Annotated in this window: 11 protein-coding genes; 7 read left to right on the top strand and 4 right to left on the bottom strand. The window is 50.5% G+C overall.

Annotation, left to right across the window (positions count from 1 at the left end; all coding sequences use genetic code 11):
* Positions 1-17: 17 nt before the first annotated feature.
* Together SH451x_RS10685 and SH451x_RS10680 are read right to left on the bottom strand one after the other, a co-directional pair.
* Positions 18-965 (bottom strand): ATP-grasp domain-containing protein, encoded by a 948-nt coding sequence (locus SH451x_RS10685; RefSeq protein WP_479362446.1) that lies wholly within the window; start codon positions 963-965, stop codon positions 18-20.
* A gap of 171 nt (positions 966-1,136) precedes the next feature.
* Positions 1,137-1,793, bottom strand: a complete 657-nt coding sequence (locus tag SH451x_RS10680) for a MerC domain-containing protein (protein ID WP_479362445.1) — start codon at positions 1,791-1,793, stop codon at positions 1,137-1,139.
* Between the two features lie 414 nt (positions 1,794-2,207).
* Here SH451x_RS10680 and SH451x_RS10675 point away from each other — a divergent pair, with 414 nt between their 5' ends.
* The 7 genes from SH451x_RS10675 (at position 2,208) to SH451x_RS10645 (ending at position 8,954) form a co-directional block, all read left to right on the top strand.
* Positions 2,208-2,816 carry a phosphoesterase gene (locus tag SH451x_RS10675; protein WP_479362444.1) on the top strand — a complete coding sequence of 203 codons (609 nt, stop codon included), beginning with the start codon at positions 2,208-2,210 and terminating at the stop codon, positions 2,814-2,816.
* A gap of 339 nt (positions 2,817-3,155) precedes the next feature.
* Positions 3,156-3,512, top strand: a complete 357-nt coding sequence (locus tag SH451x_RS10670) for an HU family DNA-binding protein (protein WP_479362443.1) — start codon at positions 3,156-3,158, stop codon at positions 3,510-3,512.
* 72 nt (positions 3,513-3,584) lie between these two features.
* Positions 3,585-3,806, top strand: a complete 222-nt coding sequence (locus SH451x_RS10665) for a hypothetical protein (protein WP_479362442.1) — start codon at positions 3,585-3,587, stop codon at positions 3,804-3,806.
* Between the two features lie 358 nt (positions 3,807-4,164).
* On the top strand, positions 4,165-4,743 hold the full coding sequence (locus tag SH451x_RS10660) for a heme NO-binding domain-containing protein (protein ID WP_479362441.1): 579 nt from the start codon (positions 4,165-4,167) through the stop codon (positions 4,741-4,743).
* Positions 4,740-6,110: an ATP-binding protein gene (locus SH451x_RS10655; RefSeq protein ID WP_479362440.1), complete on the top strand. Its 1,371-nt coding sequence runs from the start codon at positions 4,740-4,742 to the stop codon at positions 6,108-6,110. Before SH451x_RS10660 ends, SH451x_RS10655 begins: the two co-directional genes overlap by 4 nt.
* A gap of 51 nt (positions 6,111-6,161) precedes the next feature.
* Positions 6,162-7,292 carry a response regulator gene (locus SH451x_RS10650; RefSeq protein ID WP_479362439.1) on the top strand — a complete coding sequence of 377 codons (1,131 nt, stop codon included), beginning with the start codon at positions 6,162-6,164 and terminating at the stop codon, positions 7,290-7,292.
* 132 nt (positions 7,293-7,424) lie between these two features.
* A complete protein-coding gene (locus SH451x_RS10645; protein ID WP_479362438.1) occupies positions 7,425-8,954 on the top strand; it encodes a B12-binding domain-containing radical SAM protein in 1,530 nt (509 codons plus the stop codon).
* Between the two features lie 24 nt (positions 8,955-8,978).
* Here the strand turns inward: SH451x_RS10645 and dnaE are convergent, their stop codons facing one another.
* Both dnaE and SH451x_RS10635 read right to left on the bottom strand, forming a co-directional pair.
* Entirely contained in the window at positions 8,979-12,551 is a 3,573-nt protein-coding gene (dnaE, locus tag SH451x_RS10640; RefSeq protein WP_479362437.1) for a DNA polymerase III subunit alpha, read from the bottom strand.
* Between the two features lie 325 nt (positions 12,552-12,876).
* A complete protein-coding gene (locus SH451x_RS10635; protein WP_479362902.1) occupies positions 12,877-15,021 on the bottom strand; it encodes a TPR end-of-group domain-containing protein in 2,145 nt (714 codons plus the stop codon).
* Positions 15,022-15,082 lie beyond the last annotated feature (61 nt).

Genomic DNA, 15,082 nt, shown 5'->3' with positions numbered 1-15,082 from the left:
GCATTCGGACAACTGCGTTATCGCGTGGACTTGCAAAGAGAAGCAAGCTGCGAGGATGCCCCATTCCGTGCAAGCTCGACAAAAGAAGTTGTGAACCTCGGGTTGATTTCGATCAGCGTCGGCTTCCAACTGCCGTTTTCTTGTTGCAGCACAAAGTCACATCCAACCCAACCTAACATTTCTTTCGGAAACTGAGCTAACAGTTTCTGAAAGACTGCTTGACCTTGCTCGGGCGAAACATCTAACAAACTTCTAGCGACGACGAATTCTAGTTCAGTTGCACCAGAACGAAGATCTGTCTGTGAAGCGAACACTTGCTCCATCCACGGCTGCAGCTGAATCGAATCGTCAGAGCACAATACAGCTCGACTCGCAGCTAATCCTTCAACCCAATCTTGCACAATCCAAGTATCTCGGTCTTCAAACAGTTGCGAGCGTTCTAAAATGAACGCATGCAAATGTTTGTATGTATCGAATATAAAGAGATCCTTACAGCCAACTCCGAACCGAGGTTTGATAACGCACTTTTTGCTTGTCTCAGAGTCGAAATGTTCCCGAACCCAGTCACTCAACAGCCAAGTTTCAGGGTGTGGAATGTTCTGAGCAGTGCAAAACCGCGCGACGTCCAACTTGTCGGACGCGAACTTAACAAAAGCGTGCCCGCAATTGAGCAGACGAATTCCGGCTCTGCGAAATGCATCCACCATCGTCAACAATTGCTGATCCGCCTCGGGCGCTATCAAAATTAACTGATCGCAATCGCGAGCACTCAATATAAGTTGCCGCATCAAGCTTGAAAATCGCGACTCCAGACTTAAGTCTGAACCTTGCTCGGTCGGATAGGTTCTCCTAACAAGCGTGCGACTTTTTTCAAGATCTTCCGTCTGAGTAATTGTCCCGCAAATCCAAATCACTGCTTCTAGGTCAGGATCATCGGAGATCGCCCGCTTGACAGCGGTTAGCATCGCAAATCCTTCCTTCGCTAGACTTGCGGGGACAGGATCGTGAGTGGAGGATGCATAGAGCCCACTGCAGATACTCTCAATGATCCCAATGCGCTTCACGGGTAGAGTTCAGAGTGGAAGTTAAAACCCTGCAATGGCGAATCCACACAACTCGGTGGATCTAACGCAAGTCTAGCAGCACACTGTTTTCGTGTCGCGGCGTGTGGCACGCAACCAAAGGTTGAGCATGTGAGCTAGTACCAACAAGACTCCACCAAGCGGTGTAACGTACGGTCGCGCCACGATTGCTAGTTGCATCATGTCGGCAATCTGATCGTCCGTAAACAGCATGCCAAGCGTTCCAGCAAAGTTCGGCTGGCTGCTTGCAAGTTGCATTGTAGACGATGCGGACTGGATCTCTGCGACAAGTGGATCGCTGCCGAATAGAGCAACTGGGACGATGCTCTTGCTATAGATGTTTTCACTGTAAATTGGACTGGTCGCAGGAACACTGCCCGATGGGCAACAGTCATCGGGAATCACAAACGCACCTACGAAGAGCAGACTGAGTCCTGAAACCAGGAGCCCAAAAACCACTCCGTTGCGATGGCGCCGAACTTCAGGCAGAATCGCCGCGATTGCAACGGCGAAAGCCGTTACAAAGGCAATCTGGTGAAACAGCGGATTGGTAAGGAATCGAATCGACGACAACGACGGAGCAAGTGCCAGAAGTACAGGCACGGACCAGCAGTGCAATAAACAGAACAACGAGCACGCGATTCCAACGTAATCACTGCTCCGCTCCGTCGACGAAGTACTGCAATCTTGATGTGAGAGACCGACCGACATTTCCTAAAACTTTCGCTGTTCCGACCTGCAGCGTTCGTGGTGAACTTCCGAAATTCGCCACTCCTGGCCACAGTTGTAATCGAACTTCCACTTAAATGCAATCGCTATGCATCTGTCCGGAAAGTGATTTTACACAACTTTCGCAGTTGAACATTAGTTTTAGTTCGGTTGCAGTTGGCGGGCCAAATGTAGTGCTTGGCGCGAAGTTCCCACAGAAGAGATTTCTGCGACTCGTTATCAGCCTATCGACTAGTCCGAGGAATCGGTTGAAACACAGGAAAACTGACTTTGTTCAGCAAATCTCAAGTCACCGGGAGATGGCGGATTGCTAGCGATTCGAGTAAAACGTCACCTACATGCCGGAAGAAAGCTCCGGAAAACTCAGTTGAGCCCATATGATACGAAAAATCGCGAATGTCCAAGCATGACGAAGAAGTTTTGGTAGTGCCCGCCGCCGTTATTGATCAGATCGGCGCGTTCGAAGGGTTTCAGCCCAACGTGGAACGCTACCTGCCAAGTATCCTGGACCGTAGTAACCAGCAATTTCTGGCCCGATCGATCTGCGAAACCGACCCCTCCTTTAAACAGTTAATTCCCTATTTGATCCTCGAATCCGACTCGGCTGGTTCGGCTAGGCTGTTTCGTTACACGCGGGGGAGCGGTCAGACGGAAGCTCGCTTGCATGCCAAGCAAAGCATTGGAATCGGTGGCCATATCGCAATCGAAGACGTCAGCGGCGATGACCTTTACCGGACCGGGATGCTGCGTGAATTGAATGAGGAGATGATCGCACCCAACATAATTAGCGATGACATTGTTGGCTTAGTCTACGATCCGAGCAATGCGGTTGGCACTGTCCACTTGGGAATCGTTCATCGCATCAAAGTCCGTGAAGCGGACACGCAGCCGCGCGAAGTAGATTTGATGCACGCCGGGTTTGTTGGCGTCGAAGAGATCGAGCGTGAGTTCGAGCGTCTGGAGACTTGGTCACAAATATGTTTTCGGGCGATATTTGCTAGCTGATCTCTTTGGCAGTTTGGCTAATTCTCGCTTCTGGCGTTGTGAGAATTCTGGCTGGCCGATTAAACGGGATCTACGAATTTTGGTGATTAGTGGGCGCTGCGTTAAAGTGTGACGATTCTGCGGTCGATAACGATAGTAAGCCTAATGCGGTTAGCGACAACCGGCCAGCGATGCTCAGCATAAGCTGTCCGACCGATAGCCGATCGGTTTGATTGAGATTGAACGAACTTGACGAGTCGCACGTTGCGGCCTAAGGTGAGTTAGTTAACTACTTGTAAACTAACAATTTAGGTTTGGAATCCAGGCGGACCAAATCACCCTTTCGCCGGAGCGTTGTTGGTGACCAAAAAAGAAATTGTTCGAACGATTGCCCATCAGACTGGATTGCCTCCACAGGACATTAAGCGGGTCGTTCAAGAAACTTTCGATGCAATAATCGATACCTTGGTTGAGGAAGGTCGGCTAGAACTGAGAAACTTTGGCGTATTCCAAGTCAAAGCTCGCTCGGCTCGTAAAGCCCGCAATCCACTGACCGGTAAAGAAGTCGAAGTTCCGGGACGCTATGTAGTGACCTTCAAACCAGGATTGATCATGCAACAGCGTGTTGCAGACGTCGATCCGGCGAAGGCTGCGAACTGGGACACCGATGCGAAAGACGACTCGGAAGACCAGTCAAACGATAACGAGACAACTTAGAATTGCGGTCATGGCATAGTCGGATCTATGTCGGAATGGCTATTGTATAAACGGATCACGGAGGATCGTTCGATGCGACAACGACTGTGCTTGCTAATTCTTGCTTGCGGCTGCCTCAGCTCAATGGTCGGTTGCATTCTTCCAGCCTATTCAGCCGTACCCACACGGCGAGCTGAACAGTTGATTTATACTTCGGAAAACCTCCGAGCGTTGGTCGACGAATGGGAACGCTTCTGGCTGCTGGATCAACCGTCACACTTGTCACCGTACCGCGTGCACGGTGGCGTAATCTAGCGATTGCGTATTTTGATCGGGGTTGCGACCGACTTCCATTAGAACTATCGCCAGGCTGCGACTCTGTGTGGTCCATCTGGCGAAGCTCATTCGGGACCGCTTGCGCAGATCTCTGACTGGTTGCACTAATGGCACTAAGCCGACTCAGGTGCGCTGGCATGCCTAGGTTAGAGGGCGTCGCTGCCGTATATATGGCCGGTGCCTTCGTTACAATCGGCACTCTTCTATTCTTTGCACTAAATCATAGAACGCGAGTGCGATTATCCGCACTCAACTCTCGCATCTAGACCTACGCTTCATATTGGGCAGGATCTTTGTCTTGTCCAACGTTGGCAAGATTAGGCGAGAGGGTCGCGCTATGAAGGGCGTCGTGTTTACCGAGTTCCTTGAGCTGGTCGAAAAGGCCCATGGGCTGCAAGTTACCGATCAAGTAATCGCAAAGGGCTGTCCGTTTCATTCGTCCTTTACTGCGGTTGGGACGTACGATCACCGTGACTTGATTTCGATGATCGTGGAACTGAGCGGCGAGACTGGTACGGCGGTGAAGGATCTTGTGCATGCCTTTGGGAAGCACCTCTTTCACACCTTTCTCGGCTCATACCCTGAAGCTTTTCGCGGCATTGATAATACGTTTGATCTGCTCACTTCCGTCGAACGCGTAATCCACGTCGAAGTGTTAAAGCTTACGCCTGATGCGGAGCTGCCACGTTTTGAATTTCCGGAAGCTGAACCTGGCACCTTCAACATCGAGTACAGTTCGACTCGTCCGTTTGCAGATCTCGCTGGCGGCTTGATCGAAGCGTGCATTGAGCACTTTGGCGAATCACTCACGGTTCAACGTACCGACTTGGCGGGCGAGCCGAACACGCATGCACTGTTTCATCTCCTACCGTGTGAGCACGAGACTCTTTCCAATGGAGTTTCTACCGAGCGATGATTACTCCTGCATCGGAATCGCAAAACTGTGATCTACTAACGAGGTTCCTCGAACGTGAACGCACGGCAAGGAAGCATGCCGAGAAGCTGCTCGAGAACATCAGCCGACAACTGTATCAGTCGAATTCCGAACTGCGTCGATCAGCCATGTTGCTGGAAAATGAAGTTCAGCGAAACAACGCTGTCTTCGAAACCGCCGCTGAAGGAATCGTGCTCTTTGACGCTAATGGTGTTATCGAAACGTTAAACCCGGCAGCGCGGCAAATCTTTGGGCTTCCCAAGGAAACAACCGGAGTCATCAACATCTGCACATTGGTACCATCGATTGCATTCTGTCGCTCGACGAACCACGATTGTTTGGTGGCTGAAGATCTGCATAAACAGTTGGGGGATCATAATGAAGTCACGGGATTGCGCGCCGATGGATCGGAGATCCCTCTGGAATTTGTGATTAGCGAGTACCGACATAACCAGCAGACGAGCTTTAGCGGGATGGTGCGGGACCTTTCGCGTCGTAAAGCTTTGGAAACTCAACTTGCTCATGCTCAAAAAATGGAATCGGTCGGTCAGCTTGCCGCCGGAATCGCTCACGAACTTAACACGCCCATCCAATTCGTAGGCGATAACACAAGATTTTTCCAAACGTCGATCGAATCGATCTGGGAGATTTTGAACTTGCTGGAAGAGATGTTGCCCGAATGCGGAAAAATAGAGTCGTTAAGTGAGTCTGTAGCAAAGATAAATGCAACCATTGCGCAATCTGATATCGCTTTTCTAAAAGAAGAAATTCCGCTCGCGATCAGCCAGACGCTTCAGGGCGCAGAGACCGTTTCGCGAATCGTGCGGGCGATGAAGGTCTTTTCTCATCCTGGTAGTGAAGACCTCCAAGAGATTAACCTAAACGACGCCATCGAAAGCACCCTGACCATCTCGCGCAGTGAGTGGAAATACTGCGCGAACGTCGTGACAGAGTTCGACCAGCAACTTCCAGCGATTTCATGTCTGCCTGGGGAATTGAACCAAGCGTTCCTGAACTTGATCGTTAACGCCGCACATGCAATCGCTGCCAAAAAATTGCCCGAGCTAGGCACCATAACAATCCGTACCACTCGCGTGGGCGATTACGTCACGATTAAAGTCTCAGATACAGGCACGGGAATACCAGCCGCGATTCAAAATCGGATTTTTGATCCGTTCTTCACCACCAAGGGCGTGGGAAAAGGCACCGGACAAGGGCTATCGATCTGCTACCAAATTATCGTCGAACAACACTTTGGGAAATTATGGTTCGAAAGTACCGAAGGAAGTGGTACCGATTTTTACATTGAACTGCCGATCAATCCGCGGCACCTTTTAAAGTCCGATTAATCAACACAGAAGCGAAAAATATACCTTACAAACAGGTAGCTAAGTGATGCTATGAACGCCAAAATATTGCTCGTCGATGATGAACCAAACTTATTGCACTCGCTGCGCCGAAGCCTGCGCGGAAAATTCGATCTCGCGTTTGCCGAAAGCGGTAAGGAGGCTATCGATATACTAAAGACACAGGGCCCTTTTGCGGTAATTGTTAGCGACATGCAAATGCCGGAGATGGATGGCCTCACTCTGCTGCGAACCGCCCGGAAGATGGTACCCGATACGGTTCGTATGATGCTAACTGGTAACGTAGATCAGCAAACCGCTGTGGACGCTGTCAACGATGGTGCGATCTTCCGTTTCCTCAACAAGCCATGCAGTATCGAGAAGCTAACTCAAGCACTCGAAGACGCTATTCGCCAATACTCCTTGGTTACGGCGGAAAAGACGCTGCTTTCGCAGACTCTCACAGGTTCCGTCGCTTTAATCACAGAGCTACTTGCACTAGCGAATCCAGAAGCATCGGGACGAGGCTCTCGACTTCGAGGACTTGCGAGACGAATCGCGGAAAAGCTAAAGTGGTCAGACGCTTGGCAATTCGAAATAGCCGCAATGCTTTCGCAAGTGGGGTGCATGGAGGCTCACGCTGACGAGTCACTTTCTGGTGAAGAGCTGCTTCAGCACCAAGCCGAATTAGGCGGTCGAATCGTCGCGCGAATTCCTCGTTTGGAGCAAATTGCTAAAATGATTGAGCGCCAATTCGAGACAAACTTTTCAAGCGAAACTCCGACAAACCTTCGTAATGGGTCAAAAATGCTCCGGGTATTGAACGAATACGACTGGCTCAGTCGCTCTTATTCGTTAAGCCAGTCGCTCAAACAAATGGAGCAGAGTATTGGCTCAAAATACGATGAAGAGATTTTTGAAGCGCTGGTTTCCGTTCTGTTGGACGACATGGAGCTTCGATCGGTTACTGTCTCGGATCTCGTACCGCACATGATCGTCGAACAGCATGTACTGAACAGTCGTGGGGATATCTTGATAAGCCAGGGGCACGAGCTGACGGAGAACCTCATCGAACGTCTTCTGTCATTTCGCCGCAATTCCTCGGGCGTCCGCGAACCAATCGAGGTTCGTTGCCCCCGCGCGTTTATCCGTTCACATGCCACCGCACATTCCGTGAGCGCATAGACTAGCAGTAATGCAACGAAACTGAGATGCGATTGTGCATGATTTCGTCCTGTACAATTTTTTTTGCTGGCTACAATTGAGCGTTTTACCAGTTTAACTAGCCAACTAACATTACCAGTATTCGAGCAAAGTATGGCTCAGATTGTTCTAGCCACCTTAAATGCCCGCTATATCCACGCTTCGTTTGGTTTGCGATATCTCCTAGCGAATATGGGAGATCTGAAATCGGAGACGACGCTCCGTGAATTCGTGATCAACGACAGTACGATCGAAATCCTCGGTGCGATTTTAGCCGAAAACCCTAGGATCGTTGCGCTTGGCGTGTACATCTGGAACATCGAACAGACAACCAAGCTGGTAGCAGATTTAAAGCGTGTACGACCAGACCTTATTGTTATTGTCGGAGGCCCCGAAGTTAGCTACGAAATACATGAGCAGCAGATTACGGCGCTTGCGGATTTCGTCATAACGGGTGAGGCCGATCATTCATTTCCTCAGCTTTGCGACAAGCTTTTACGCGGCGAAATACCAGAGCAAAAGATAATTGCCTCGCCGGTCCCTCTGCTGGCTGAAGTCAAGATGCCGTATGAGCTGTATTCGGCAGATGATATTGCAAACCGCGTTATGTACGTCGAGATTTCACGCGGCTGTCCGTTCACTTGCGAGTTCTGCTTGTCATCGCTGGAGATTCCAGTACGCATGTTTGAACTAGAGCCGTTCCTGCATGCAATGCAACAACTCTATGATCGCGGCGCTCGTCAGTTCAAGTTTGTTGATCGAACTTTTAATCTGAACCTTCGCGTCAGCCGCGCGATCTTGCAGTTTTTTCTCGACCGGTACGAACCCGGAATGTTCTTGCATTTCGAAATGATACCCGATCGACTCCCTGAATCACTTCGCGAGTTGATATCAAAGTTTCCGAGCGGCGCACTCCAATTTGAAATTGGTATCCAGTCGTTCAATCCCGAAGTCGGAGAGCTTATAAGTCGCAAGCAAGACGTGCAAAAATTGGAAGAGAACTTTCGGTACTTGCGGACTTATACTGGAGTGCACATCCATGCTGACTTGATTATCGGATTACCTGGAGAAGACCTAGAAAGTTTCGCCGCCGGATTTGATCGACTCTTCGCCCTCGATCCACAAGAGATTCAAGTCGGTGTCTTGAAGCGATTGCGTGGTACGCCCATTGTTCGCCACGATGAGGCTTGGAAGATGATCTACAGCCCGCATCCGCCCTACGAAATACTTAGCAATCGTCTGATGAGTTTTGAAACTATTCAACGACTCAGAATATTCGCTCGATTCTGGGATTTGATTGGGAACAGTGGAAATTTCAAAAACACTTTGCCCCTGATCTGCCCCACAGATACTTCAGCATTCTTGAAAATGATGGAGTTGAGTGAATGGTTATACGCAAAAAACAAACGTCTGCATGGAATTGCGCTTGTTAGGCTGTATGAGTTGATATTTGAGTTTCTTCACAACGAATTGGGAATGGAGGGCCAGATCGTTGCTGAAGCATTATGGAAGGACTATTCCCGCGGCGGTCGCCGTGAAAAGCCTTCCTTTTTCAAGGGGTATGAACTGGAAAGCACTGCCAGCAACTCTAGCCATCAACACAACATTCCCACACGGCAGGCGAAGCATCTCGAAACTCAGTAGAGTCCGTGATGTAGGCGCAAAACACTAAGCGTCCTGCTTCTTGCGAAACGGCTTATCAGGCGCTTTTGCGAGTTTAGGTTTGTTCACCGTTAAACGATGCGATTGCGGACCTAACAAATCATCGAGCCGTCGCCGGAGTTCTTCGTTGATCGTGACTCGACATTGTTTGGACCTCATATGCACCGTCGCGCCTCGATCCAATCGAACTGCCAAGGTTACTTCGCGATTGCCAGGATAGCCACGAAGAATTTCCCTCAATTTGTTGGCCATTTGATTATCATCGCGGTCCTGATTCACAAAAATCTGAATTCCAGAGGTAAAGTGTGATTCCGCTTCGGCAATCGGAATCAATTCATTGACGATCAGATTTGATTCATCTTCGCCGCGACGATCGACAACACCCCTGATCAATACGACGGCGTCGTGTTGTATCATTTCGCCACCGGTTTCAAACTGATCCGGCCACATGATGCAACGAACGTTACCGTCGAAATCCTCCAGATCAAAATTTGCATACTTACTGGATGCACCTGGCTTTGGATTGCGGGTATGTGCAAGCTTGATGGAAGAAATCATGCCGCCGACGAGCACTTCTTCGCGGTGCTTTTTATTTTTCAACTCAATCGTCGAAGTTGTTCCGATGCGTTCCAGCGGTTCTTTATATGGCGACAGTGGGTGAGCCGTTAAATAGAATCCTAAGACTTCCTTCTCTCCAATTAGAATTTCTTTTTCCGGCAACTCTGGAATATCGGGATAGCTGGATGCGACTGCGACCTCTGCTTGTGCGTCTTCTTCATCCCAGACACCAAAGAGACTAGACTGACCGGTGCGACGATCCTTAGCTTTGCTGAGGCCAGACTGGACGGCTTTTTCGACCGACACTAACAACTGCGATCGCTTGAGGCCGAAACAGTCCATACTGCCGCTCTTAATCAGCGACTCGATCGTCGCCTTACCACATGACGAAGTATCCACGCGTTCGCAAAAATCGTATAGATCCTTAAATGGGCCATCTTTCTTGCGAGCCGCGAGAACTGCCAACGCAGCCGATCCACCGCAGCCTTTGATGGCAGACATGCCGAAATAGATTGCATTCTCCTTGACGCTGAACAGCGATTCAGAATGATTCACGCAAGGCGGATGAACCTTAACACCCATCCGCGCACAATCCTCCATGTGCTCGACCAATGAGTCTTTACGCTTAAAGTTTCGGCCATCGATGTCGCCCGTTAGCAGAGCCGCCATGAATTCGACGGGATAATGCGTTTTCAGATAGGCCGTTTGGTACGCGATCAAAGCATACGCAGTCGAGTGGCTTTTGTTAAAGCCATATCCTGCGAACTTTAGAATCATCTCCCAGAATTCACGAACCTCCTTTTCGGAGAGCCCTTTCTCGATTGCACCTGATATAAATTTGGCTTCGTTGGCCGAGATCAGCGATTCCTTCTTTTTGCTGATCGCCTTAATACAGGTGTATGCTTTGGCAAGCTCGATGCCTCCGAGCCGGTTCAGAATCCGCATCACTTGCTCTTGGTACACCATCACGCCGTTGGTTTCACCCAAAATCTCTTCCATGATCGGGTGAATGTAGTTCGGCTTTTTGCGACCGTGTTTTACAGCGACGTAGTCGTCAACCATACCACCCTCGAGCGGACCGGGGCGATATAATGCGTTTGTAGCGATAATGTCATGAAACGAGTCAGGTTTCATTCGCTGCAGCAAGTCTCGAATGCCGCCACTTTCTAATTGAAACACGCCTTTCGTCTCACCGCGCTGCAAGAGCGCAAAGGTAGGCTTGTCGTCTAGCGGAAACTTGAGCGGATCGATCCTTTCTCCACGCGTCTGCTCAATGATGTTGACCGCTTTCGAAAGAATCGTGAGGTTGCGCAACCCCAGAAAGTCCATCTTTAGCAGACCGGCCGCTTCCACATCGCCCATCGACCATTGCGTAATGACGTCGTCAGGACCAGTGCCGCGCCCTAACGGAACGTATTCGGTGAGTGGCTTGTCGGCGATAACAACTGCAGCGGCGTGAGTTCCGATGTTGCGAGCCATCCCTTCCAGCTTGATCGCAAAATCAAGCAGCTCGCGAACGTCGCCATCCTTCTCATATAGTGCAGCCAGATCGCCGTTCTGCTCCATCGCGGTCTTGACTGTTATCTTCAGGTCGTCCGGAATCATCTCGGTGATTTCGGCAACGCGGAACAGCGGCATTCCGAGCGCGCGTCCCACATCCTTGATCGCTCCTTTTGCCTTCAGCGTGCCAAAAGTGCCGATCTGAGCGACGTTCTCCGCTCCATACTTATCACGTACGTATTTGATAATGTCGGCACGACGTTCCTGGCAGAAGTCGATATCGATATCGGGCGCCTCCAAGCGGCTTTCATCCAGGAATCGTTCGAACAGCAAGTCGTATTTGATCGGGCAAACGTGCGACATGTACAGTGCATAACACACTAGTGCTCCAACACCACTACCACGAGCTGTCGCTGGTACGTCGATCTCGCGCGAGTAACGGACGAAGTCCCAAACTATCAAGAAATAGTTTGAGAAACCCAGTTTGGCGATAACGCCCAACTCTCGATCCAAGCGATCTTTGACGACTTGGGAAAGTTCGCCTTCTGTCCACATCTCAGGCGTATCAGCGTAGCGTTCACGAAGCCCTAACTCGCAAAGCTCGCGAAGGTAATCATCCGCGGTTCGATTGGGTGGAATCGAATACGAAGGAAAATTTCGCTGCCCCAGATCGAGCTGGATATCAACCGTATTAGCGATCTCTTGCGAGCGTGCAACTGCGTCTTCCATGCCGGGGAAACTTTGATACATTTCCTCTGGACTGCGGAGGAAGAATTGGTCACCTTCCATCTGCATGCGGTTGCGGTCCGTACGGAACTTCCCGGTACTGATGCACAACAATACGTCTTGAACATCGGCGTCTTCTTGGTCAACGTAATGCGCATCGCTAGTCGCAACCACCGGCAACCCCATTTGGTTGGCGACTTCAACGGCTCCCTCCAACTGCTTACGTTGAATCTCCAAGCCGTTATTCATCACTTCAACATAGAAGCGATTCTTAAATACGCGATCGAACCATGCTGCGACGTTCTTCGCTTCGGCAATAGCGCCTTCGACGTTACCATTGCGCAGGATCGCTCGCGAGAATTCGCTGGAGACGCAACCGCTCAAGCAGATAATACCTTCGCTAAACTCTTCCAGGATCTCTTTATCAATACGTGGCTTGAAGTAGAAGCCTTCGAGCGCAGCTTTGGATGCGAGTTTGACCAAGTTCCGAAAACCGGTCGTATTTTGTGCTAGCAGCGTAAGGTGATACGATGCCTCTTTGCTAGAAGATGCATCTTTTTCAAAGCGGCTTTTCGGCGCGACGTAAGCCTCATAGCCAATGATCGGATTGATGCCTCCCTCTTTCGCTTTACGGTAAAACTCGAGCGCACCATGAAGATTGCCGTGGTCCGTCAGCGCCAGAGCGTTCATGCCATGGGATTTAGCGCGACTGACAAGTCGGTTGATGGAACTTGCACCATCCAACAAACTATAGTGGCTGTGGCAATGCAGATGGACAAAGGGGCGTGACGACATGAGGTCTTCAATCCTTGAAAAACATAGCGGCAGAATTGACAGCGGCAGGGAAAATTCCCTCCGACTATCCTGCTTCGCCCGGGTTGCGTAAAACCGTTCGACAAGCACTCATTTGGCGTACCTACGCGCATCGAGCGACCGTCGATTGAAATGCCATCATTTTGCCATTTGCTCTCTCTCCGAGCAATGACAAATCGAACACTCCCCAGCAGCGTTGCCCACTAAACTTGCAGCGATTCTCTAGATTATTCGACGGAAACGGGCAGAATCGATACATGGAAAAAAGATCGTGGTCCTTTTCCCCACTAGCCTCGCCATCGTTACATTAGTCAAGATTTACGACGATCGGCAGCGATGCGACCGCCGCACCTTCGCGATTCATCACTGCTTGCAGGCGAACAGGCCCTCGCCCAAGTTTAACCATCGCGACTTGCGTCTCTGTCTGTCCCTTGCGAATCGTCGCAACTTCCTCCCAGCCGTGACGAATCTGTACGTCTGTTGCAGCAGGTCGTGACAACGCCACAGTAAAGGAACCACCGTCGTTGTATTCCTCGACTTCGCCCGCCGTCAGTTGAAGTCGATCGCTCTCTGGACCAAATTGCAACCATATTGATTTCTCGGAACGGACTCGCATATGATCTGTCGATTGCGCGATGACACGAATGTTGTAAGCCCCTAACAGATTCTTATCATTGGGATCGATCCGAGCGGCCAAGCTACCATCGCCCGCGGCCTTCGCAACGCCATCGATAAGAAACATGAAAGAGTTGCTCGCCGTTGGAGTAAGCGGCTTTTGTTCCGAAGCAACACGAATCGTCGATAGACGACTGACGACCTCGCCATCTTTTACGCCTGAGATTGTGAAGGCAGGTGGCGTTGCCCAAGGTTGGCAAAGCGGATCACCGATGATGAGCATCTGGTAAGGCCCCATCAAACTCTGATAGAACGCTTCTGCTAAAGTGGCCCCCCGAGCATAGGTTTCATGAATGAACGGCAGCGGAAACTTTTGCTGGAGCGAGTAAGGCTCCGTCACCGCCCCGCTGCTCCCAGCAGCTCCATATCTTAAACATTCGGTCAGTTTAGTCTGCCCCGGCGCGTCCATCAGCCCTCCGGTGCTTGTCAAGTTATCGACGATCGCCCCAGGCAGCAATTTCGAGCCCGATGTACTCCAAGCAAATACTGGCGTTCCCATCGTAACGCCCAAACAGTCATCCTTGCGCACAGGTAAAACGCTCGAGATCTTCTCGCCGACAAACCCGTGTTGCTTCAGTTTTTCAATCGCCAAATCGAATAGCGGCTCGCGGCATTTCGTACGGACATCGCTCGTCGACGTAAAGTAAAAAGTGCCAGAAGGGTTCGTATAGTCCGCTTCCTTCGCAAGCTTCAAGCAATCAATCGCTTCGTCTAGCTTGTTTCCAACAGGCGAAGTCGATGCCAAAACGATCGACAGGAGATACCGTACACCTGCTGCAGGGTTGCGGGATTCAATGCCATTGGGAGTATAATGCAGCCTCGCATCGAAGCCGCGCGGCTCGGTCCAATCAGGAGGCATATTACCCGCAGCGATCAATAGCGTTTGAAAGCGACTTTCGGTCCTGATCGTTGCGAAGGCTGGGTTGTCTCGTAAGATTTTCCCATACTGCCAACCGTTTTCAACGGCGCGTTCAAGATAGTCTAAGGCTTCAGTTCTCTTGTCAGCTTCGATAGCAAGTTCCGCCAAACGTATCCACGCCGCAGTTTGGTATGGATGCGTCTCTACATATTTCTTTAGAAACTCTTCGTCAACATCTTTGATCGTGCTACCAGTATTAGACCCTGAGTCGCCTTCGGAATCGCTATCGGTATCCTTCAAGCTGGCTTGTTCTTCCGCTGAAATGGGAAGCTGCAACGTTTGAATTACTGGCAGTCTCGTGTAGTAGTTGTTGTAAAGTGATATCGGAGTTGCGCCCTCGGCCTGAACTATTTGATAGAGGTACGTTGCCGAATTCAGACTGGCGACAGAAGTCAGGTATTGGGCCATAGGCGAAGAATCCTTGGGCACACCGGGAAAGGTGATGCGTGTAGGGATCTCGCAACTGTAGGCGATACCTTGAACATGAGGCGTCAGCCCCCGCTGCTCGATCGCCGCAAGCACGGGCGTGAGGATCAGCGTTTTAAATTCAGAATGGTTGATTGTCTCTTTTGATGGCAACCCGCGCAACACGATGACGTTGCGTGCCGGAATATTCCTCAGCTCAACGTAATGATTGGCAATCGTTTTCGAATTCAGAGAATCGCCATTAACAACAATGACCCAGTTAGCAGGTGTCGCTCCGGCGATGGCGCTTCGAGCTCCGGAGCCGATCAAGCAGAACTGCAGCGTTATCGCAACGAGCCACATCCAGCCAAATCGGCCGCGAATCGTCGATTGCAAAGCTGCTTGGCAGGCGCAAAACCTGTTACCACACGCGATAGAAGTCTTGTTTCCCATCACAACGATACGCTCCTCTTCCGTCCAGGTTGTCGCAAATCTGTGAGAATCTGCTCGATAA

Source organism: Njordella aestuarii, from assembly GCF_056494165.1.
This window is presented reverse-complemented; position numbering and strand designations above follow the sequence as displayed.